18 protein-coding genes, 1 tRNA gene and 1 riboswitch are annotated in these 20,466 nt (G+C 57.2%); of the genes, 5 read left to right on the top strand and 14 right to left on the bottom strand.

The window, feature by feature from the left end:
- Positions 1–2: 2 nt before the first annotated feature.
- From CHR62_RS01540 to CHR62_RS01520, 5 genes are all read right to left on the bottom strand, one after another.
- Positions 3–452, bottom strand: coding sequence for a PACE efflux transporter (locus CHR62_RS01540; protein ID WP_093969777.1), 450 nt, complete (start codon positions 450–452; stop codon positions 3–5).
- Positions 453–482: 30 nt separating this feature from the next.
- Positions 483–1,265 carry an exodeoxyribonuclease III gene (locus CHR62_RS01535; protein WP_123659775.1) on the bottom strand — a complete coding sequence of 261 codons (783 nt, stop codon included), beginning with the start codon at positions 1,263–1,265 and terminating at the stop codon, positions 483–485.
- A gap of 12 nt (positions 1,266–1,277) precedes the next feature.
- Positions 1,278–2,525: a muropeptide transporter gene (locus CHR62_RS01530; RefSeq protein ID WP_370318032.1), complete on the bottom strand. Its 1,248-nt coding sequence runs from the start codon at positions 2,523–2,525 to the stop codon at positions 1,278–1,280.
- A gap of 11 nt (positions 2,526–2,536) precedes the next feature.
- Positions 2,537–3,160, bottom strand: a complete 624-nt coding sequence (metW, locus tag CHR62_RS01525; RefSeq protein ID WP_093969779.1) for a methionine biosynthesis protein MetW — start codon at positions 3,158–3,160, stop codon at positions 2,537–2,539.
- On the bottom strand, positions 3,157–4,386 hold the full coding sequence (locus tag CHR62_RS01520) for a homoserine O-acetyltransferase (RefSeq protein WP_123659774.1): 1,230 nt from the start codon (positions 4,384–4,386) through the stop codon (positions 3,157–3,159). The genes metW and CHR62_RS01520 overlap by 4 nt, the downstream gene beginning before the upstream one ends.
- Positions 4,378–4,456, bottom strand: a riboswitch (SAM riboswitch). Its footprint overlaps the gene before it by 9 nt.
- A 154-nt stretch (positions 4,457–4,610) precedes the next feature.
- Here CHR62_RS01520 and CHR62_RS01515 point away from each other — a divergent pair.
- Complete coding sequence (locus tag CHR62_RS01515) at positions 4,611–4,865, top strand: helix-turn-helix transcriptional regulator (RefSeq protein ID WP_123659773.1); 255 nt, start codon at positions 4,611–4,613, stop codon at positions 4,863–4,865.
- 55 nt (positions 4,866–4,920) lie between these two features.
- Here the strand turns inward: CHR62_RS01515 and CHR62_RS01510 are convergent, their stop codons facing one another.
- On the bottom strand, positions 4,921–5,454 hold the full coding sequence (locus tag CHR62_RS01510; protein ID WP_123659772.1) for a hypothetical protein: 534 nt from the start codon (positions 5,452–5,454) through the stop codon (positions 4,921–4,923).
- Positions 5,455–5,569: 115 nt separating this feature from the next.
- On the opposite strand from CHR62_RS01510, the gene gshA reads away from it, so the two are divergent.
- Positions 5,570–7,156 carry a glutamate--cysteine ligase gene (gene gshA / locus CHR62_RS01505; RefSeq protein ID WP_123659771.1) on the top strand — a complete coding sequence of 529 codons (1,587 nt, stop codon included), beginning with the start codon at positions 5,570–5,572 and terminating at the stop codon, positions 7,154–7,156.
- 77 nt (positions 7,157–7,233) lie between these two features.
- Positions 7,234–10,041 (top strand): aconitate hydratase, encoded by a 2,808-nt coding sequence (locus CHR62_RS01500; protein WP_123659770.1) that lies wholly within the window; start codon positions 7,234–7,236, stop codon positions 10,039–10,041.
- A 4-nt stretch (positions 10,042–10,045) separates the two neighbouring features.
- Here CHR62_RS01500 and CHR62_RS01495 read toward each other — a convergent pair whose 3' ends face one another.
- From CHR62_RS01495 to CHR62_RS01470, 6 genes are all read right to left on the bottom strand, one after another.
- The gene (locus tag CHR62_RS01495) at positions 10,046–10,768 is read right to left on the bottom strand and encodes a type 1 glutamine amidotransferase (RefSeq protein WP_123659769.1); all 723 of its coding nucleotides are present in this window, start codon (positions 10,766–10,768) and stop codon (positions 10,046–10,048) included.
- Positions 10,765–12,216, bottom strand: a complete 1,452-nt coding sequence (locus tag CHR62_RS01490; RefSeq protein WP_123659768.1) for an amidase — start codon at positions 12,214–12,216, stop codon at positions 10,765–10,767. Before CHR62_RS01490 ends, CHR62_RS01495 begins: the two co-directional genes overlap by 4 nt.
- Positions 12,200–13,366, bottom strand: coding sequence for an ABC transporter substrate-binding protein (locus CHR62_RS01485; RefSeq protein WP_233574795.1), 1,167 nt, complete (start codon positions 13,364–13,366; stop codon positions 12,200–12,202). The genes CHR62_RS01490 and CHR62_RS01485 overlap by 17 nt, the downstream gene beginning before the upstream one ends.
- An 82-nt stretch (positions 13,367–13,448) precedes the next feature.
- Positions 13,449–13,772: a 2Fe-2S iron-sulfur cluster-binding protein gene (locus CHR62_RS01480; RefSeq protein WP_123659767.1), complete on the bottom strand. Its 324-nt coding sequence runs from the start codon at positions 13,770–13,772 to the stop codon at positions 13,449–13,451.
- A gap of 8 nt (positions 13,773–13,780) precedes the next feature.
- Entirely contained in the window at positions 13,781–15,217 is a 1,437-nt protein-coding gene (locus CHR62_RS01475; RefSeq protein WP_123659766.1) for a glutamine synthetase family protein, read from the bottom strand.
- 2 nt (positions 15,218–15,219) lie between these two features.
- On the bottom strand, positions 15,220–16,557 hold the full coding sequence (locus CHR62_RS01470) for an aromatic ring-hydroxylating dioxygenase subunit alpha (RefSeq protein WP_123659765.1): 1,338 nt from the start codon (positions 16,555–16,557) through the stop codon (positions 15,220–15,222).
- A gap of 342 nt (positions 16,558–16,899) precedes the next feature.
- Between CHR62_RS01470 and CHR62_RS01465 the strand changes: the two genes are divergently transcribed.
- Positions 16,900–17,625: a GntR family transcriptional regulator gene (locus CHR62_RS01465; protein WP_123659764.1), complete on the top strand. Its 726-nt coding sequence runs from the start codon at positions 16,900–16,902 to the stop codon at positions 17,623–17,625.
- A gap of 1 nt (position 17,626) precedes the next feature.
- On the opposite strand, the gene CHR62_RS01460 is transcribed toward CHR62_RS01465, so the two are convergent.
- Positions 17,627–17,701: transfer RNA gene (locus CHR62_RS01460), tRNA-Arg, on the bottom strand.
- Between the two features lie 154 nt (positions 17,702–17,855).
- Here CHR62_RS01460 and CHR62_RS01455 point away from each other — a divergent pair.
- Positions 17,856–18,767: a cytochrome c5 family protein gene (locus tag CHR62_RS01455; protein WP_123659763.1), complete on the top strand. Its 912-nt coding sequence runs from the start codon at positions 17,856–17,858 to the stop codon at positions 18,765–18,767.
- Positions 18,768–18,885: 118 nt separating this feature from the next.
- On the opposite strand, the gene CHR62_RS01450 is transcribed toward CHR62_RS01455, so the two are convergent.
- Positions 18,886–20,421, bottom strand: a complete 1,536-nt coding sequence (locus tag CHR62_RS01450; protein WP_123659762.1) for a 3-hydroxyacyl-CoA dehydrogenase — start codon at positions 20,419–20,421, stop codon at positions 18,886–18,888.
- Positions 20,422–20,466 lie beyond the last annotated feature (45 nt).

Below are 20,466 nucleotides of genomic sequence, written 5' to 3'. Positions count from 1 at the left end.
CTTTACTGCGCTGACTGTCCCTGCGCAACCGGCTGGGGCATAGCCGATGCAGGCAAGCCAAAGACGCGGTCAAACACCCAACTGAATACAAAGGTGTACACCAGAAAGAACACGATCAAGCCAGCGTCCAGAACCAAGGCCTCCCACCACGACACCTGCAACCACCAGGCAAAAAACGGCACCAGAAACACCACTAACCCGCCCTCGAAGCCGATGGCATGGGCAATGCGCCGTGCAATGCTGCGCCCTTTTCTGATTTGGCGTGACTCCCAGAACTCGAAGCCGGTATTCCAGACCAAATTCCAGAGCACAGCGATAACTGACGCCACAACAGAGGCGATACCCGCGTCCGTCATGCTGTAGCCCAGCAAATAAAACACCGTCGTGGTCAGTGCAATAGCGATAGCCTCGTATAACGACACATACACCACCTTGCGTTTGATCCCTTGCATCACACTTCCTTTAGCCAAACAACCCGAGGATTACACCTGGGTATCGTAATCAATGATCAGCGGCGCGTGGTCGCTGAACCACTGTTCTTTATAAATGGACGCCTGCGTTGCGGTCGCCGCAATATCGGGCGTGGCAATTTGATAGTCGATACGCCACCCGACATTATTGGCCCGTGCCTGCCCCCGATTGCTCCACCATGTATAGGCGTCGCCGGTGGCCTCTGGGTATAGCCGACGATACACGTCCACCCACGAAAGCTCATCAAACACACGGGTCAACCAGGCCCGCTCTTCTGGCAAAAAGCCGCTGTTCTTCAGGTTGCCTTTCCAGTTTTTCAGGTCGATTTCTTTATGGGCGATATTCCAGTCGCCACACAAGATAACCCTGCGGCCCGCTTGCGCCAACTGCTGCAAATGGCCGTAAAAGACATCCATAAAACTGTACTTTGCCGCCTGACGGTGGTCTCCGCTTGAGCCCGATGGCAAATAAACAGAGATAACCGAAAACCCGTCGTAAACCAGCTCGATATAACGGCCCTCAGCGTCGATTTCAGGTACGCCCAGGCCTTCAATCACCTGATCGGGCGCCTTACGGGCGTAAATACCCACACCGCTGTAGCCTTTTTTCTCGGCGTAATGGAAATAGCCCATGCACCCCGACGGACTGCGCATTTCGTCGGTCAGATTATCGGCCTGGGCTTTTAATTCTTGCAGGCAGATAAAGTCGGCGTTTTGTTCGGGCAACCAGGTAAAAAAACCTTTGTTTGCCGCCGAGCGGATGCCGTTCAGGTTGGCAGAAATAACACGGAGCATAAGCGGAATCTTTTAATGTCGGTCGGTGGTGTCGAGCTGCCTGATTTCGTCGCGCTTGAACCAAAGCAGCACCAAACCCGGCAAGGCAATCAATACCGTAAATACAAAAAACTGCGGCCAGCCAAAGGCCTCTACCAGAGGCGGCGTAAATGGCCCCGCCAGATAAGTGCGGCCAACGGCCGACAAGGCAGACAACAACGCAAACTGGGTTGCCGAGAACTGCTGGTTGCACAGCGCCATCAGCAGGGCCACGAACGCGGCAGTGCCGAGCCCGCCGCACACGTTTTCGATAGCGACTACCATGCCCATGGTGTAAAGATGTGGCGGTGTTACCGCCAACACCCAATACCCAAAATTGGACACGGCCTGCAAAATGCCAAACAGCAATAACGAGCGATACAGCCCCATACGGGCCATGATGCTGCCACCGGCCAGCGCACCGATAATGGTGGCTACCAGGCCGAATATTTTGTTAACCGCCCCCACCTCTTCGGTGCTGAAACCGGCACCACGGATAAGAAAAGTGGTGGACAGGGCCCCGGCAAAGGCATCGCCCAGCTTATACAGCACAATCAGCAACAAAATCAGTACTGCGCCACGCCGACTAAAAAACTCGGACAAGGGCGCAACAACGGCCACACCCAACGTGCGAGGCGCCGCCGCAATGACTTCGGGTTCGGGCGCCAACACAGTGGCCAAGGCGCACAACATCATGAACACGCCCATGAGCGCGTAGGTGTACTGCCAGCCCAGCCACGACCCGGCCAAGACCAGCGCCAGGCCCCCGGAAACGATCATGGCTAGCCTGTACCCTAATACTTTCAGGGCGGCACCTGCGGCGCGCTCATTGTCGCGCAAGACGTCGGTACTATAGGCGTCAAAAGCAATGTCTTGTGTGGCCGACAGAAACGCCACAATAACGGCCACTGCCGCCAACAAACCCAAATGCGACGAGGGCGACAACATGCCCATGGCAATAATAAATATGCCCAGCAGCAACTGGCTGAAAAACATCCAGCTACGGCGACGTCCTAGAAAATCGGGCGCATAACGATCAACCAGCGGTGCCCACAAGAACTTGAGGGTGTAGGCCGTACCTACTAGCGTGAGAAAGCCAATATTTTGCAGCGAAACACCGGATACAGTGGCCCAGGCCTGCAACGTACCCGTAACCAGCGCCAGGGGCAGGCCACTGGCAAAGCCCAAGACCAGCAAAGGATAGACCCGCGGGCTTGCATAAACACTGCTGAACGAAGAGATGTCAGCCTCCTTCAGGATGCGGCGTTGGGAGACTCGAAACGGTACACCGCCAGTGTGCTGCGCCAACCACGCAAAAAGTTGATTTCTTTATCGCGGTTAAAGGTAGCGACATGCGTCACTTTAAGCCCCAATTGTTGCGCCAGATCTTCGAAATCTTTCATGGTGCACAAATGAATATTGGGCGTGTTGTACCACTCGTAGGGCATTTGACCAGTAACCGGCATACGCCCTTTTAAAATGGATAACCCATGCGGCCAGTAACCAAAGTTGGGAAACGACACAATGCCAAAGCGCGCCACACGGGCCATTTCGCGCAAAATGTGTTCAGTATGGTGCATGGACTGCAAGGTTTGCGACAGCACGACTGAATCGAACTGCTGATCGCGAAACAAGGCAAGACCGTCTTCAAGGTTTTGCTGAATGACCCTGACCCCGCGCCGAACTGACGCAATGACGCGCTCGTCATCAAACTCAACCCCTGCGCCATCGACCTTTTTATGATCTCGCAGATAAGCCAGCAACGTGCCGTCGCCGCAACCTAAATCAAGCACTCGGCTACCGGGCTCGATCCAGCCTGCAATACGGACAAGGTCGGGGCGGATGGCCGCAGTATCGTGTTTTGTGGGGGTCGTCATGCCAGTACTCCCGTCGTTTTGGTGCGCTCGGGCAAACCCAGTTCGCGGGCAATCTGGTCGTAGTAGCCCTGCACAACGGCATGGTAACGACGATCGTCGAGCAAAAAGGCGTCGTGGCCGTGCGGCGCATCGATTTCGGCATAGGTAACCGGCAGCTTGTTCTCGAGCAGGGCCTCGACAATCTCGCGGGAACGCTCGGGTGGAAAACGCCAGTCGGTCGTGAACGACACCAGCAAAAAGCCGGCTTTAACGTGGTTCAGCGCCCGGGCCAGGTTACCTTCGTACCGACGCGCCGGGTCGAAGTAATCGAGTGCTCGCGTAATCAGCAAATAGGTATTGGCGTCGAAATAGGTGGAAAATTTTTCGCCCTGGTAGCGCAGATAAGACTCAACTTCGAACTCGACGTCGTAGCCGTAATGGAAGTCGCCACCCTCGGCCGGCGCCCGCTGGGTGCGACCAAACTTGGTGGCCATGTCATCGTCTGACAAATACGTAATGTGGCCCACCATGCGGGCCAGCGACAAACCACGGCGCGGCACCGTGTTATGGGCGTAGTAGTCGCCCCCGTGGAAATCGGGGTCGGTAATAATGGCCCTGCGCGCAACTTCGTTGAAGCCAATATTTTGGGCCGACAGACGCGGCGTACTGGCAATGACAATGCAATGGCCGACGCGGTCGGGGCAGATCATTGACCACCCCAGGGCCTGCATCCCCCCCAACGACCCGCCCATGACGGCGGCAAACTTTTTAATGCCCAGGTAATCGGCCAGACGGGCTTGTGCATGCACCCAGTCTTGTACTGTAAGCATGGGGAACGAGGCCCCCCAGGGCTTGCCCGTATCGGGGTTGATACTGGCCGGGCCTGTCGAACCAAAACAAGACCCGATATTGTTGACACCAATCACAAAAAAGCGGTCGGTATCCAGCGCCTTGCCCGGGCCTACCATGTTGTCCCACCAGCCCACGTCTTTGACATTGTCTGCCGACAAGCCGGCCACATGATGCGAGGCATTTAGCGCATGACAAACCAGCACCGCATTACTGCGGTCGGCGTTAAGCGTGCCGTAGGTTTCTATCGCCAGCTCGTAGCGCGGTAAGACCTGCCCGCTGACTAGGTGCAGCGGCTCGTCGAAACTGATGAATTCGGGGGAAACAATACCGACGGAACCTGAAGGAATCGCGGTTTCGGGCGGCAGATTGGAAGCAGTATGAGGTGATTGGGCCATAGAAGGACCTCTTTAGCTGGATTTATGAGGCGCCCGCAAGCAGATCAAGCAAATCGGCGCCGTACATTAAGTTAATCGAAATTCTAACACCTCGGCCACGCTGTTTTTAGCCACCCTGACTTTGATTCTGATCTAAAAATTGATACATTAATAACAAATTCTTTCAATGCGCCAATAGATAAGGCCACCGCAACGGTAGCGGCATACAAAAAAGGATAACAAAAATGACAGGCACGGCCCACGACACTGCAACCACTCAAGGCCCCCACCTGACACCCCGAGAAGTCGAGTGCCTGCGATGGGCGGCCATTGGTAAAACCAGCGCCGAAATAGGCGCCATCTTGGGCCTGACCGAGCGCACCGCCAACTTCCATATTAAAAATGCGTGCACCAAGCTGGATGTCTGCAACCGGCAGGCGGCCATTACACATGCTTTGCGCGCCGGCTATCTGGACACACTTGATCGGGTTGCCGCTTGAAGCGCCGCACGCAGCGATTAAAAGAAACAAACCTCTCGACGCTAGCGCGGCCTTGTCAGCCCCCCGGCGCCTTGACCGCATTCAAAAACTGCGCAGCCGGCTCGGTGGGAAACCGATCGGCAGGGGCCGTGACCAACGCCTCGGTGATCGACGACGAATGCACCCACACCACCCCCTGAAGGCGCAATGGCCCGCCAGGACCTTTTCCGGAGATATCAAATGGCTGGCCCGGGCGAGGCAACGGATTGGGCGGTTGCTCCCCGAAATTCCCGTAAAACGACAGCAACGTCTGCTGATACAGGCGTTCGCGCAGGCCAGCGTCTTGCCCGATAACCGGCGGCAGCGGCGCATGACCAACAGCAAACACGGCATCGTTCAACACCGTGCCAGTCAACGAAAACTCAAGCGCGTGCCCCTCGAAGGGCAGGGTCTTTTTTTGTACCCGGGGTTTGTCGGGAAACGCAGCCATGACCAGGCCGTCGGCCAGCGTCACTTCGCGCCAGTTGTAGTCGGGGGAGCACCCCGCCAAAAGCCCGGCAAACGCCACTACGACGAAGGCGCGCAGCGCCATCAAGCCCGAACGAAACACCTCAAAACCCCTTTGAAATTTACTGGAAATACAGCAAAAAAACATTCACAGGCGTACATTGTAGGGGCTCGGGTAAAATCCGCTGCCATACGCCCATATCAAGAAGATACACCGAATGAACCAACGCCCCGAACGACACACGCTGCTGCACCCCAAGGCCTCCGTCTTGCGAGGCATTATGCGGGGTATCGAAAAAGAAGGGCTGCGGGTCGACCTGAGCGGCGCCCTTGCCCGTACGCCTCACCCACAGCAACTGGGCAGCGCGCTAACCAATCCTAAAATCACCACCGACTACTCCGAAGCCCTGCTCGAACTGATTACCGGTGTGCATGGGTCGGTCGAATCGCTGCTGGGTGAACTTGAAGACATTCACAGGTTTGTCGCCAGTAAGCTTCAGGGCGAACTGATCTGGAATCAGTCCATGCCAGCATTGCTGCCAGGCGAAGCCGATATCCCCATCGGCTGGTATGGCACATCGAATACGGGCATGCTCAAGCATGTGTATCGGCGCGGCCTAGCCGAACGCTACGGCAAAGCCATGCAATGTATTGCCGGCGTTCATTACAACTTTTCGTTGCCCGACGACATCTGGGCTCTGTTGGGTACCGAAGGCAACAGCATCGAAGAACAGCGCTCAAAAGGCTATCTGGCGCTGATTCGCAACTTTACGCGCTATTCGTGGCTGCTCATGTACCTGTTTGGCGCATCGCCGGCCATTTCAACCAGTTTCGTCAAAGGCCAGCCGCATCAGCTCGAACGCTTCGACGACGATACACTGTACCTGCCCTACGCCACCAGCCTGCGCATGAGCGACTTAGGCTACAACAACAAGGCGCAGTCCGAGCTTCAGCTATGCTACAACGACATCGAAACCTTCCTGAAGCGTTTGCACGATGCCGTCACTACCCCCTGGCCCGCCTATGAAGCCATCGGCACGCACCGTAACGGCGAATGGATCCAGCTAAATACCAACCTGCTGCAAATCGAAAACGAGTACTACTCCAGCATCCGGCCCAAACGCTCGGTAGAGCGCGGTGAGCGCCCGTCAACAGCACTGGCTGCACGCGGCGTCCAGTACATCGAAGTCCGGTGCCTCGACATCGACCCGTTCTGTCCGGTAGGCATTCCAGACACCACCAGCGCCTTCATGGACGCCTTCCTGCTGTTTTGCGCGGTCGAAGACAGCCCGTTCTTCCCCAACAACGGCTTTTGCCGCGACAGCAACGATAACTTCGGCATTGTTTCCAAACGCGGCCGCGAACCCGGCCTGAAACTGGTCCGTCAAAACCAACCCGTTGGCTTACAAGAATGGGGCCGCGAACTGATTGAACGCATTGGGCCCTACGCCGAGTTGCTCGACACTGTAAACAACACCACCCTGCACACGCAGGCTTTGCAAGTGCAGGCACAAAAGGTCAATCACGTCGAAGAAACGCCGTCCGCGCGTCTGCTGGCCGACCTGCGCGCCAGTGGTCGCACCTTCCACGACTACACACTCGCGCAAAGCCTGGCCCACCATCAAACCCTGACCGCCTCACCACTGGCACCCGAAACAGTCGCCAACCTACAGCGCACCGCCACCGAATCGCTGGCCGAACAAGTTGCCATCGAAAACAGCGACACCGAGTCATTCGACACTTATGTCGCCAAATACCACGCGGCACTTCATGCGCCCGTGCCGTCCTGGGCCGCTGCCCAATAGCAAGGTCGCTCCCCGGGGGTTAAGATAAAAGGGTAGCTGCCCTGCGGCACGCCCTTTTACCAACCGGGAGATGCGTCATGAGCAACACCAACAGTTTTGGCGCCCGACAACAGCTTGATGTCGGCGGCGAATCCTACGAAATCTACCGGCTCGATGCCGTCAAAGGCAACGGGCTCGATGTGGCAAGCCTGCCCTACAGCCTGAAAATCCTGCTCGAAAACCTGCTACGCACCGAAAACGGATCAGACGTCACGGCGCAAGACATCCGTGCGCTGGCAGGCTGGAACCCCGCAGCCGAACCCGACAAAGAAATTGCTTTCACACCTGCGCGGGTCGTGTTGCAAGACTTTACCGGCGTACCGGCCGTCGTAGATCTGGCCACCATGCGTGAAGCGGTCAAAGAACTGGGCGGCGACCCTACTAAAATCAACCCACTGGCGCCCGTCGAACTGGTCATCGACCACTCCGTCATTGTCGACGTGTTCGGGCAAAAAACGGCCTTCGAACAAAACGTTGATATCGAATACCAACGCAACCTTGAGCGCTACCAATTTCTGCGCTGGGGTCAAGAGGCCTTCCAGAACTTCAAGGTCGTCCCGCCGGGCACGGGCATTGTCCACCAGGTGAATCTGGAGCATTTGTCACGCGTCGTCTTTACCAAAGACAACGGCGGGAACAAGCAGGCCTACCCCGACACCTGCGTCGGCACCGACTCGCATACACCTATGGTCAACGGTCTGGGTATCGTCGCCTGGGGTGTTGGCGGCATCGAAGCCGAAGCGGCCATGCTGGGCCAACCTATTTCCATGCTGATCCCGCGCGTTGTTGGGTTCAAGCTTACCGGCTCGTTGCCCGAAGGCACCACCGCCACGGACCTGGTCCTGACGATTACCGAAATGCTGCGCAAGCATGGCGTGGTCGGCAAGTTCGTCGAGTTTTATGGGCCAGGCGTATCGGCGGTACCGCTAGCCAACCGCGCCACCATCGGCAACATGAGCCCCGAATACGGTTCAACGGTTGCCATCTTCCCCATCGATGAAGAAACACTGCGCTATATGGCCCTTACTGGCCGCACACAGGCACAAATCGACCTGGTCGAGGCCTATGCCAAAACGCAAGGTTTGTGGCATAACCCCGCCGCAGAACCCCGCTACTCCGAACGGCTCGAACTCGACCTGTCGACCGTCGTACCTTCTATCGCCGGGCCAAAACGCCCCCAAGACCGGATCGCACTGACCGACGCAAAGCCCTCTTTCCAAGGGGCGCTCTCGTCTTACATCAACGTTCCCGACCAAAAGCCCAAAGGGTACGACAAGGCCGTGGCCGAATCCTTCCCGGCCTCCGATCCACCATCGCACGACGAAAAAGCAGCCCAATCCCCCGCCCCTACCGATCACACCGAAGCGGCCAGCGGCACGCGTCGCCATGCGGCCGTCCCCATCAAACTGGCCGATGGCAGCACAGGCCAACTCGACCATGGTTCGGTCGTTATCGCCGCCATCACGTCATGTACCAACACCTCCAACCCGGCCGTCATGCTGACCGCGGCCTTGCTGGCCAAAAAAGCAGTCGAAAAAGGGTTGACACGTAAACCCTGGGTCAAGACCAGTCTTGCGCCCGGGTCGCGCGTGGTCACCGACTACTACGAACGTGCCGGGCTGACACCCTACATGGATAAACTGGGCTTTAACCTGGTGGGTTACGGATGCACCACCTGCATCGGCAACTCCGGGCCGCTCATTCCCGAAGTCAGTAATGCCATCAACGAACATGATTTGTCGGTCGTGTCAGTTTTATCGGGTAACCGCAACTTCGAAGGTCGAATCCACCCCGAAGTCAAAATGAACTATCTGATGTCGCCGCCGCTGGTCGTAGCCTACGCACTGGCCGGCACAATGGACATCGATATGTACGCCGAGCCCCTGGGCAAAGGCCAAGACGGGCAAGACGTATACCTGAAAGATATCTGGCCTACCACGGCCGAAGTTCAGGCAGTTATCGACAGCACGATTGCAGCCGACATGTTTGCTGACGGCTACGCCAATGTGTTTGCAGGCGACGCGCGCTGGCAAAAGTTGCCTACACCCAAAGGGCAACTGTTCCAGTGGGACGACAACTCGACCTATGTGCGCAAACCGCCCTATTTTGCCAACATGCCGCGCCAACCCGAACCGGTTACCGACATCCGTAACGCGCGCGTCCTGGCGCTTCTGGGCGACTCGGTTACCACCGACCACATCAGCCCGGCAGGCTCAATTGCAAAAAGCTCGCCCGCCGCCGCCTACCTGACCAGCCACAACATCACGCCCGCCGACTTCAACTCTTACGGTTCACGGCGTGGCAACCACGAGGTCATGATTCGGGGTACGTTTGCCAACGTACGGCTGCGCAACCAGTTGGCGCCGGGTACCGAAGGCGGCTATACACGCGACTTTTCTCAGCCCGATGCGCCGGTTACCAGCATTTACGACGCATCCACCCAGTACATCAAAGCCGGCACGCCACTGGTGATTCTGGCGGGCAAAGAATACGGCTCAGGGTCGTCTCGCGACTGGGCGGCCAAAGGTACAGTACTGTTGGGCGTACGCGCCGTCATCGCCGAGTCATACGAACGAATTCACCGCTCCAACCTACTGGGCATGGGCGTACTTCCTCTGCAATTTCCGGCCGGCCAATCGGTGCAGTCACTGGGCTTGACGGGTGAAGAGGTGTTTTCAATTACCGGCATCGAGACCTTGAATCAGGGCAAAGTGCCTGCAACAGTCAAGGTCAACGCCGGCAGCATCAGCTTCGATGCCATCGTTCGAATCGACACCCCCAGCGAGGCCGACTACTACCGCCATGGCGGCATCATGCAGTATGTGCTGCGCAATCTTCTGAAATAAAGCCTTATGCTTTAAGGCCCTGTGCCCAGCGGGTATATACCCGCTGGAGTACCGCTTTCATGCCATCGGTACGCTCATCAAGCTGGCTCAGCGTGTCCTCAACCGACGTCACGGCAGGGTTACCTGCGGCATGCTCGCGTCGCAAGAAAGCGCCGTTGCGCTGATAGTAGTCGTGAACCAGAGCAGGCGTCATTTCGAAATGCGATTGCATGCCAATATGCAAGTCGCGAACCACAAAGGCCTGATTGGCACAATGGCTTCCGGTAGCAATCCGGTGCGCGCGGTCGGGTAGTTCGAAGGTGTCGCTATGCCATTGAAACGTTAACAAACTATCCGGCTGCAACACGCCCCACCAGCTTAACGCCAGCGGGTCGGGCTCGACGGCAATGGGCTGCCAGCCGATCTCGGGCCGTACATTGCGCCGCACCGTCGCTCCTAACGCCTTGGCCAACTGCTGCGCTCCCAGGCAATGGCCGGCCACCGGGATATCCTGCGCATCGGCCCAACGTATTAAGTCCCGCTCGTGCTCCAGCCAATCGTCATTATCATTCACCCCCATGGGCCCGCCCATGAAGATCAACCCGCTGAAATCGTCGACGTGCCGGGGCACCGGCTCGCCCCGATACGTTTCAATGATCGAATACGAAAGACCCAGGGCGTTGATAATGTCGATGACCGAACCGGGGCGGCCGATATCGGAATGCTGGAATATGGCGACAGGTTTCATGCAGTGCGTTGAAGATGAAGTTCAAGTTCTGCGGCAAACCTTAACACTTGTTCGTCTTCGTAGCGACGGCCGACCACCTGCAAACCAAACGGCAAACCCGAAGCGTTCACCCCCAGTGGCATGGCCAGGGCCGGCATTTGCGCGATATTGAACGGAAATGCAAACCCATTACCCGCAAACCAGTTCTCGGCATCTGGCGACGCTGCAACAGGGGCATCGAGGCGTGGCGCCACCTGCGAAGTTGCCGGCGTCAGCAGTACGTCGATGTCGCTGAACAAAGTGGCCACGCGCGTCGCAAACGTTCGTAGACGCGCCCGGCTGCGGGTCAGTGCGGCATGGCCTAGCCCTGCCCCGGCTTCGTACACGCCACGCAACCGCGGGTCGAGTAACGCCAGTTTTTCGGGTGACCAGTCGACAAACGATTCGTATATGCGCGACTGCCAGACACGCCACATGTCTTCTGCCAGGCCTTCGGTGCGCAGATCGACTGGCTGCATCTCATACCCCTGCGCGCCCAATTGCGAAGTGAATTGCCTGAATGCGGCGTCAATGGTCGGGTCGAGCATTTCGTCGGCGTCGAATTGCATTGCCCACCCGATACGCAGACAACGACCAGGCAAAGAACGGCCTGCGCGAGGATAGAGTGAGGACGGGTCGAGTGGATGCGCACCGGACATCGCCGAAAAAGCCCAGGCACAATCGGCCACACTGCGTGTCAACAGGCCCAGATGCGCGAATTCGGCAAAGGCGCTTTGCGGTGCCAAAGGGATGGCGCCGAAGGTGGGCTTGAACCCGACGACGCCGCACCACGATGCGGGAATGCGCACCGACCCGCCGGCATCACTACCTAACGCAACGGCCCCCCACCCTGCCGCCACCTGCGCCGCGGCGCCACTGCTGGAACCACCGGCCGAATGCTCAAGCGACCGGGGGTTGCGGGTCACGCCGGCATGCGGATTGGTTGAACCAATCGTCCAGCCGAATTCGGTTGTGGTTGTTTTCCCGAAGATGACACTGCCCGCGTTGCGAAGCAGCGTTACGGCAGGTGCATCTTGCTCGGCCACCGGGTCGGCCAACGACGACAACGACCCGCGCCGTGTGGGCCAGCCTTTGACGGCGACAAGATCTTTAACCGACACCGGCACCCCATCGAGCGGACCCAACGGCGCACCCGCCTGGTAGCGTGCCTGGGCCGCATGGGCTTGCGCCATGGCCTGATCAGGGTCGAGCAAGCAAAACGCGTTGATGGCTGCCGTGTCGGCTTGAATATCGTCCAGCAGCTGCCGCAACACCGTCACAGGAGAGCGCTCACCCCGGCGGAACTGCCCGACCATTGAGGCCAGACTACTGGCCTGCACTGCCGGGATTTCAGTGCTGCGGGTGAGGCCAAATGCCGCGTCAGCCGCGCAACGAGCTGTCGTATCCCTACCCTCAACGACCGGCTTCATACGTCTTGAACTCCACGTTCATCAGCGCTCCATCGACACGCTCAAGGCGACGAATGTACTGATTCTGGACAACATCTCGCGTTTCGGGGTCGATAGCAATGGGGCCGCGTGGGCTTTCAAAGGACAACCCCTTGAACGCCTCAAGCAAGGCCTGTCCGTCGGCATTGGCACCAGCCTTTTTCAGACCACCGTAAATCAGGGCCATGCCATCGTAAGCAGAGACGCTCATGATCGTGGGCCGCTCTTTGGCGCCAAGCGCCGCCTGAAACTGTTGAATATAGGTACGGTTCAGCTCGGACGGATGCTGCATGGAGTAGGGATAGACTGTCGTTGCACCCAGCCCGTTGTCACCAATCACGTCAAGAATCGATTCATACACAATGTCACCGGTACCAATCAGTTTTATGCCGTCATCCGCCAGGCCTTTGGTTTTAAAATCTTTGAACAGCGCAGGCGCCACGTTGCCAGCATTGACAAATGCAAACAAAACATCGGGCTTCGAATCTTTGACACGCTGCAAATACGGCGCGAAATCAACGGTCATGAGCGGCACGCGAACACTACCAATAATTTCGCCGCCACCCTGCTCGTAGGCCTGCTTGAAGGCCTTCTCGGCATCGTGCCCTGGCGCATAATCAGCCACGATCATATAAGCCTTTTTCTGGCCCTGCTCAAGCGCCCATTGGGCAATGGGCGGCACCATGGTGTCGTAACCAAACGAGGTGCGCACCATGTAAGGCGAGCGCGATGTCAGGTTTGCCGATGCCGCGTTCATGACCACCATAGGCACCTTGGCTTGTGTCGCTACAGGCGCAACCGCCAGTGCATTGGGCGTAAACCCGAAGCCAGCCAGAATGTCGACCTTGTCTTGCACAATAAGCTCTTGCGCCAGACGCTTGGCCACTTCCGGCTGCGGCCCCCCAACGTCTTTGTAAATCACTTCAATTCGGCGGCCGTCTACAGTCGTACCATGCTGGTTCTGATAAGCCTCGATACCGGCTTTCATCTGGCGACCAAACTCAGCAAACGGCCCTGTCATTTCGGCAATCATGCCCACCTTGATCACATCTTGTGCCGTGGCCTGGCCCGCGACCAATAACGCCCCCGAAACAACAACACCCAAAACCCCTGCTTTCTTCCACAAACCCACAATTGCTCCTTTATGATTTTCGGGTATGCCTGATCTGTTCTGTTTCGCAACCCGTTATTAATGTTCAGGCAAAGCGCGTTGACTAATACTGCGCCTCGGGGATATGCACAATCAAGCCGTCCAGCTCAGGCCCTACGCTGATCTGGCAACTTAAGCGACTGGTTGGCTTGCGCTCGGCGGCAACCCCGTCTAGCAACTCGTTTTCCATTTCGTCCGGGGCCGGCAGCAACGCCGCAAACTTCTCGTCGACATACACGTGACAAGTCGCACAGGAGCAGCAACCGCCGCACTCAGCTTCAATGCCGCGCACATTGTTCATGATGGCGTTTTCCATCAAGCTGGCACCGTCTTTGGCATCAACGGCACGGTCGGTGCCATCGCGAAGAATGTAATGAATAACCGTCATAAATCGTCCTAAAACAAATCAAAGTATTCGCGGTGTTCCCACTCGGATACGTCAAGATTGAAGCGCGCAATTTCCGCTTCTTTGATATGGCAAAAATAATCGACAAAGCCCGGGCCCAGTTTCTCCACCAGACAAGCGTCGTTACGCAGGCACTGCAGTGCCTCGCCCAAAGACCGCGGCAGCAATTCGGCCTGAGCTTCGTAGGGTACGTCGGCCGATGGCCCCGGGTCGAGTTGACGCGCAATACCGTCAAGGCCGGCGTATAACTGTGACGCCATATACAGATAAGGATTTGCGGTCGGCTCGCCCACTCGATTTTCAATGCGTGTTGCCGACTGGCCCACGCCGCCCAGCACGCGCAACATGGCCGCGCGATTATCGCGCGCCCAAACAGCACGATCGGGCGCCAACGAAAACGGCCGATAGCGCCGATATCCATTAATGGTGGGGCTGGCCAGGGCCGCCGCACCGCACGCATGCGCTTTAAGCCCTGCCAAATACTGCATACCCAACGGGCTTAAGTCGGCCCCTTCAACTTCAGGCACAAACGCATTCTGACCGGTAGCCTTGCTGCGCAATGACTGATGCAAATGCCACCCGCTGGACATGACATTAGGAATGCGCGGACGACACATAAACGTCGCGTGATAGCCGGCCCGGTAGCAGATTTGCTTGATGGCGCTACGCACGAGAATCATCAGATCAGCCGGCGCCAGCCCCACCGTAGGGCTGAAGGTCAGTTCGAACTGGCTGGGGCCGAATTCAACCTCAAGCGAGCGCAGCGGCAACCCCAACGCCTGCAGCTGCACGCGCAGCAACTCCATAACGTCGTCCACGCGGTCATATCTCATTTCAGTCAGATATTGCGCGCCATGCGACAACAGCGATACCGTCGGCGGTGTGCCGGGCTGACCAGAATCAGTCAACGCCATATTGGGGTCATCCAACCGGAAGACATGAAATTCGACCTCAAGGCCGGCAATAAACTCGTAGCCCAAGTCGTCGAGTTCTTTAACGGCCCGCGTCATGATCTGACGCGACGACACCGGCGACGGTTGACCGTCAGTGCTGTAGGCATCGCACAGCACCCAGCCCGCTTTGTTGGTCCAGGGCAAGATTCGGAATGTCGCCGGGTCGGCAACAATGGTGAAGTCTGACGCCCCCTGCATACCGGGGATCTGATACCCCCCGCTATTGAATACCGGAAACACTGTTTTATGCGACGTGTCTTTCAGCAATAGCGTCGTCGTCAGGTTTACGCCTTCAGAGAGCGCACCTTTCGCTTCGGCGGCAACGAGTGTCTTGCCGCGCAAAATGCCATGCTGATCGGGAAACGCAAACCGCAAGGTTTCGATTTCGCCGGCGTCAATGCGGGCGATAAGTTCGGCCGCGCAGGCACGCTGGTCATCACCCCACAATCCGTGGCGCTCAACAAAAGAGGCCATGCTTATTCTCCGGCGTGTGGGGTCAGGCGAGCAGCCGCCCAGTCGCAGGCCTTACGGCGTGCCAGGTCTGCCTCTTGCCAATACTGCACTGGGTCAACGCCCGCTTTTTCGATGCCGTCGATAGAGGGCGGCCCGCTAAACCCTGACGCCTGATCGGCCGAGATGAGCATGGGCGCATCGCCCCCTTCCAGGGTGCTTTCGATGGCTCGCACCAACTGACGACGGAACGCCACAATACCCTTGTCGGTCGTTCCCAGGTGCTCGCGGGTACGGTCTTGAATAGGCCCCTGCGACTCAATCGCCCACTGGTCATGCACGTTGATGTCAAAACCCATACCCGTGTAGGTTTGGGTGTTTTGTTCGTCGATGTTGTAGCCGTAGTTGTTGCGCTTGTTTTTACGCGATACATAATCGGGCAATTCGTAAAGCTCCAGACGCTGCTCGCGCATACGTTTTTTATCGACCGGGCCAGTAAAACTGGTAAAAATTGCGTACCAGTAGCAATGGGTGTCATCGACCGGTACGTGCCATTGTGAAATCGTCATTTCGGCACTCATGGGGATCACAAACGCCTGAGGGAACACAACATTGGTCACACGCACGTGGGTTTGCTCTTGAGGCAGCTTTCGCAACGCTGTTAAACGGAAACCATACGCAGTGGGATCGACAGAAATGTCGGGACGGTCGTATTCGCGCAGCACACGGGTAATCGGCATATCAGAATCGGCCGATGCACCGCGAAATTGTTTGCCGTAACTTTCAGAGGTATCTTCGTCTTCGAAGAAGCGATGCAGATAAGACGCATGCGCGGGGTCCATACCGACCTCAAGCGCTTGCAACCAGTTGCATTCGATCAGGCCCTTAAAGGCAAACGTATGCGTGTCGGGTGCGACAAAACAGTCAAATTCGGGGAATGCGGGCGGCTCGCCCTCGCCGATATAGGCAAAAATAATGCCACTGCGCTGCACCACCGGATAAGCGCGTTGCTTGATGCGTGTGTGCAACTTACTGCCCTCGGGTTCAGCAGGTGTTTCGAGGCAATCGCCCTTGACACTGAATAGCCAGCCATGAAACGGGCAACGCAGGCCGCCGTCTTCGATACGGCCGTAGGCCAGGTCGGCGCCACGGTGCGGGCAGTCGCGATCGATGAAACCCAGCTCGCCGGCTTCGTCACGAAACAAAACAAACTCTTGGCCCATGAGCCTTACGGGGCGCACGGGGCGCGGCCCTTCGAGTTCGTCGACCAGAGCAACCGGTTGCCAGTAGCGGCGCAGCAGTTGGCCGGCAGGCGCACCAGGCCCGACACGGGTAATGAAATCGTTTTGTTGTGCACTAAGCATATAGCCCCCTGAAACAATAGCAATAAATGATGAATACAATTGTATACAACAAGCCATTTTCACCGCAATTTCAGCGAACCACCAAAAAACAAATAAAATAAGCCAATAAATAGATATTTATCAATTGCTTATATACAATAACAACGAACAAAAAGAGCGCCTTTATTGGTGAAAACCCCTAACAACATCACTTTTAAAGCGCTCGAATAGACCACATTGCATACAATAATTCCGGGCCAGTCACGTCAGCGCACACGGCAAAAGGCGCACACAGAAACACGCATTCCCGCGCACCATAAATGGCCTGTATACAATGACAATATCCATCAAAACCCAAACAACATGACCTCCCAACAATCTCGAGTTCTCGTACAGTTACGCGGCCTTATCCTCAACGGCACCTTTGCGCCGGGCGAGCGTCTAGCCGAAATCCCCCTGTCCGAACGCCTGAACACTTCGCGCACACCCGTTCGTCAGGCCCTCGTCTCGCTCGAACACGAAGGGCTCATCGAAGCCTCACCAGGCGGCGGCTACCACATGCGCAGCTTCACTATGCAAGATGTATCCGACGCGATCAGGATGCGCGGGGTGATTGAGGGCTTTGCGGCCCGACTGTTGGCCGAAAACGGCGCGTCGCGCCGCACCATGAAAATTCTGAAAGACTGCCTAGAGGAAGGTGATGCCGTGGTGTTCAAAGCCAGTATGGACCTTGACGACTATGCGCGTTACGCTCAAATGAACGACCGCTTTCACCAGGCCATTATCGACGGCTGCGCCAATAAAACGCTGGCGCGCACCATGGAAACGCTAAATAGCCAGGCCTTTGCCGCCGCCAGTGCCACCCTGCCCATGCAGTCGTCAATGGAAGAAGGCCACGAATGGATGAAGCAGGCGCACCGCACGCATCACGCGATTGTGCAAGCGATTGAAAAACATCAGGGAAGTCGCGCCCAGGCGTTAGGCGAAGAACACGTAGAAATCGCACGCCAGAACCTGGACTTTGCCATGGAAGACCCAGAACGGGCTGCAAAGATACTGCCGGGGTTTCAGTTGGTGCGGTTGATGTGATTGGCGCGCCCGACAGGAATCGAACCTGTATCGAGAGCTTCGGAAACTCTAATTCTATCCATTGAACTACGGGCGCGTCAGCCCGCTATTGTAGCGCGTTTACGGCAAAGTTTTTTCGATACGCAGCCCCGCGCCCTGCAATTGGGCGGCACACCCGTTATAATCGCTAACTTAGTTTGATTTACCGATCCAGGCAAGCGCCTTTGTTCCCGTATACGCAGGACTCGAGTATGAACAACACAGAACACCACAACGAAGATAACCACGAAGGGCACGAAGGCCCCATCAAGACACCCAAACAACTTATTGTCACGGTTGTCCTGTCGTTTATCGTTCCCGTCATCATCATTTTCCTGCTGATCCGCCTGGTGGTCTCCAGCGATCTGATCGGGGCCGGCTCCGACGCCCAAACCCCCGAGGCCATTGCTCAGCGCATCAAACCCGTTGCCGGTTTTGCACTGGTCGATGCCAACGCACCCAAAGTTTTCAAAACCGGCCTGCAGGTTTACGAAACCACCTGTGCGTCGTGTCACAACGCCGGCGTTGCCGGCGCACCCAAAATGGGTGACAAAGCCGCTTGGGCACCGCTGGTTGCCTCGGGCGAAGACACGTTGGTTACCAACGCCATCAAGGGTAAAAATGCCATGCCTGCCAAAGGCGGCAACCCCACCCTCGACGACTTCGAAATTCACCGCGCTGTGGTCTACATGGCCAACCAAGGCGGCGCCTCATTCGAAGAACCCAAAGAACCCGCAGCCGAAGAAAAGCCCGCTGAAGCCGCCCCCGCTGCCGCAGCTGCGCCGGCTGCTCCTGTAGCTGCCGCACCTGCTGCTGCACCTGCCGAAGCCCCTAAAGCAGAAGCGCCCGCCGCTCAGACTGCTGCTGCAGCCCCAGCATCGGTTGACCCTGCTGGCGAAAAACTCTACAAATCCATGTGCTTCTCGTGCCACGACATGGGCTTGGCCGGCGCCCCCAAACTGGGCGATAAAGCCGCTTGGGCACCCCTTATTGCCACGGGCATGGACACCATGGTTGCCATCGCCATCAAAGGTAAAGGCGCCATGCCTCCTCGGGGCGGCACACAAGCCTCCGACGACGAAATCCGCGCGGCTGTTCAGTACATGGTTTCGAAGTCGCAGTAATCAAAGCGCGGCAGGGGCACAAAGCGTAGGCTTCGCGCAAACGCCGCCCCAACCAACAAACCGTTCTTCATAAAAAAAGCAGCCCGCAGGCTGCTTTTTTTTATTTCTGTTTATCGACTTAAACCGATATGCAGGCAGGTTCGGTACGTAACGACACACCCAACTGAACACGCCGCTGCAGCCACAAGCTGGCACGGTAACGCATGTCACCGGTGGTCCGGTGCATCGCACGCAAAATCTCAAGAATGTGCGCAGCACCCAGGGTGTCGCCCATGCTTAGCGGGCCACCCATGGGGTAACCCAGGCCTAACGACACAGCCAGGTCGATATCTTCGGGGGATGCAATAGTTTGCTGCGCAATATCGCAAGCCACGTTGACAATAGCCGCAACCAGACGCTGGCCCACAAACCCGGCCGAGTCGTCAATTACAGACACCGGCGTATTGTCGGATGCAAACAGCGCATGGGCCGCATCGCGCCATTGCGGCAACGTCGCCAGCGAACACATGACAACACGGCGTTTGCCCTGCTCAAGACCAAAGAACGTATCCAGTGCAACGGTACGTTCGCCATCAAGCTGATATGCACTGACCACCGATGCTGTGTCTTCGCCATAGGGAGTAACCACCAACAGCGCATCGGCAGGCGGCTGCTCGGACGAAACGACCGTAACACCCAGCGATTTAAGCAAACCCAGCGCCCGTTTATGACCAACCGAGTGATAAGGCGCCACCCATACTTTCAGATCGGCGGGCAAGGCTGGAACTGCGGGCTCGGCGGGCACTTGCTTTTGACCCTCGGGATACTTGTAGAAGCCCTCGCCGGTTTTACGCCCCAACAAACCGCCGGCAAATCGCACAGCAGTAATTGGCGAAGGACGGAAGCGCGGCTCGTCATAGAACTGCTGATAGATTGATTCCATGACCGGATGCGAGACATCAAGCGCGGTCAAGTCGAGCAGCTCGAACGGGCCCATACGGAAGCCGGCTTGTTCGCGCATGATGGCGTCGATTTGGTAAAACGGCGCGACCGACTCTTGCGCCGTGCGCAAACCTTCGATGTTCAGGCCTCGGCCGGCATGGTTCACAATGAAACCCGGCATGTCTTTGGCGCGCACGGGCTTGTGGCCCATTTTGCGTGCCAACGCCATCAGGGCATCACCGGTTTCACGATCAGAGCGCAGGCCGTCGATGATCTCAACCACTTTCATGAGCGGCACAGGGTTGAAGAAGTGGAAGCCGGCAACACGGCCTGGCTTGTCACATGCCGCAGCAATAGCCGTGATAGCCAACGACGACGTATTGGACGCCAGAATACAATCGGCCGAAACAATGCCTTCAAGTTGCTTGAACAGATCGCGTTTGACATCCAGGCGCTCGATAACAGCCTCGATGACCAGATCGGCTGACGCCATATCAGACAAGTCGGCGCACGCATGAACACGTTCGAGTGATGCCGCCGCATCTTCGGCGGACAACTTGCCCTTGGCCGACAACTTGTCCCAAGTTTGTTGTAATGATTCGCGCGCAGCCAAGACCGCTGCGGCGTTCAGGTCGAACAACTTGACGACAATACCGGCCTGCGCCGCAATCTGGGCGATACCACGCCCCATAGCACCTGCACCGACAATACCAATGGTGTTGATTTCTTTCATATCACTCCGTCTCCTGACGCGCAGCCCTAGCCACGGTCATCGAAA

Origin of the sequence: Pusillimonas sp. NJUB218 (assembly GCF_003788685.1) — a bacterium.
Classification (GTDB): Bacteria; Pseudomonadota; Gammaproteobacteria; order Burkholderiales; family Burkholderiaceae_B; genus Neopusillimonas.
This window is presented reverse-complemented; position numbering and strand designations above follow the sequence as displayed.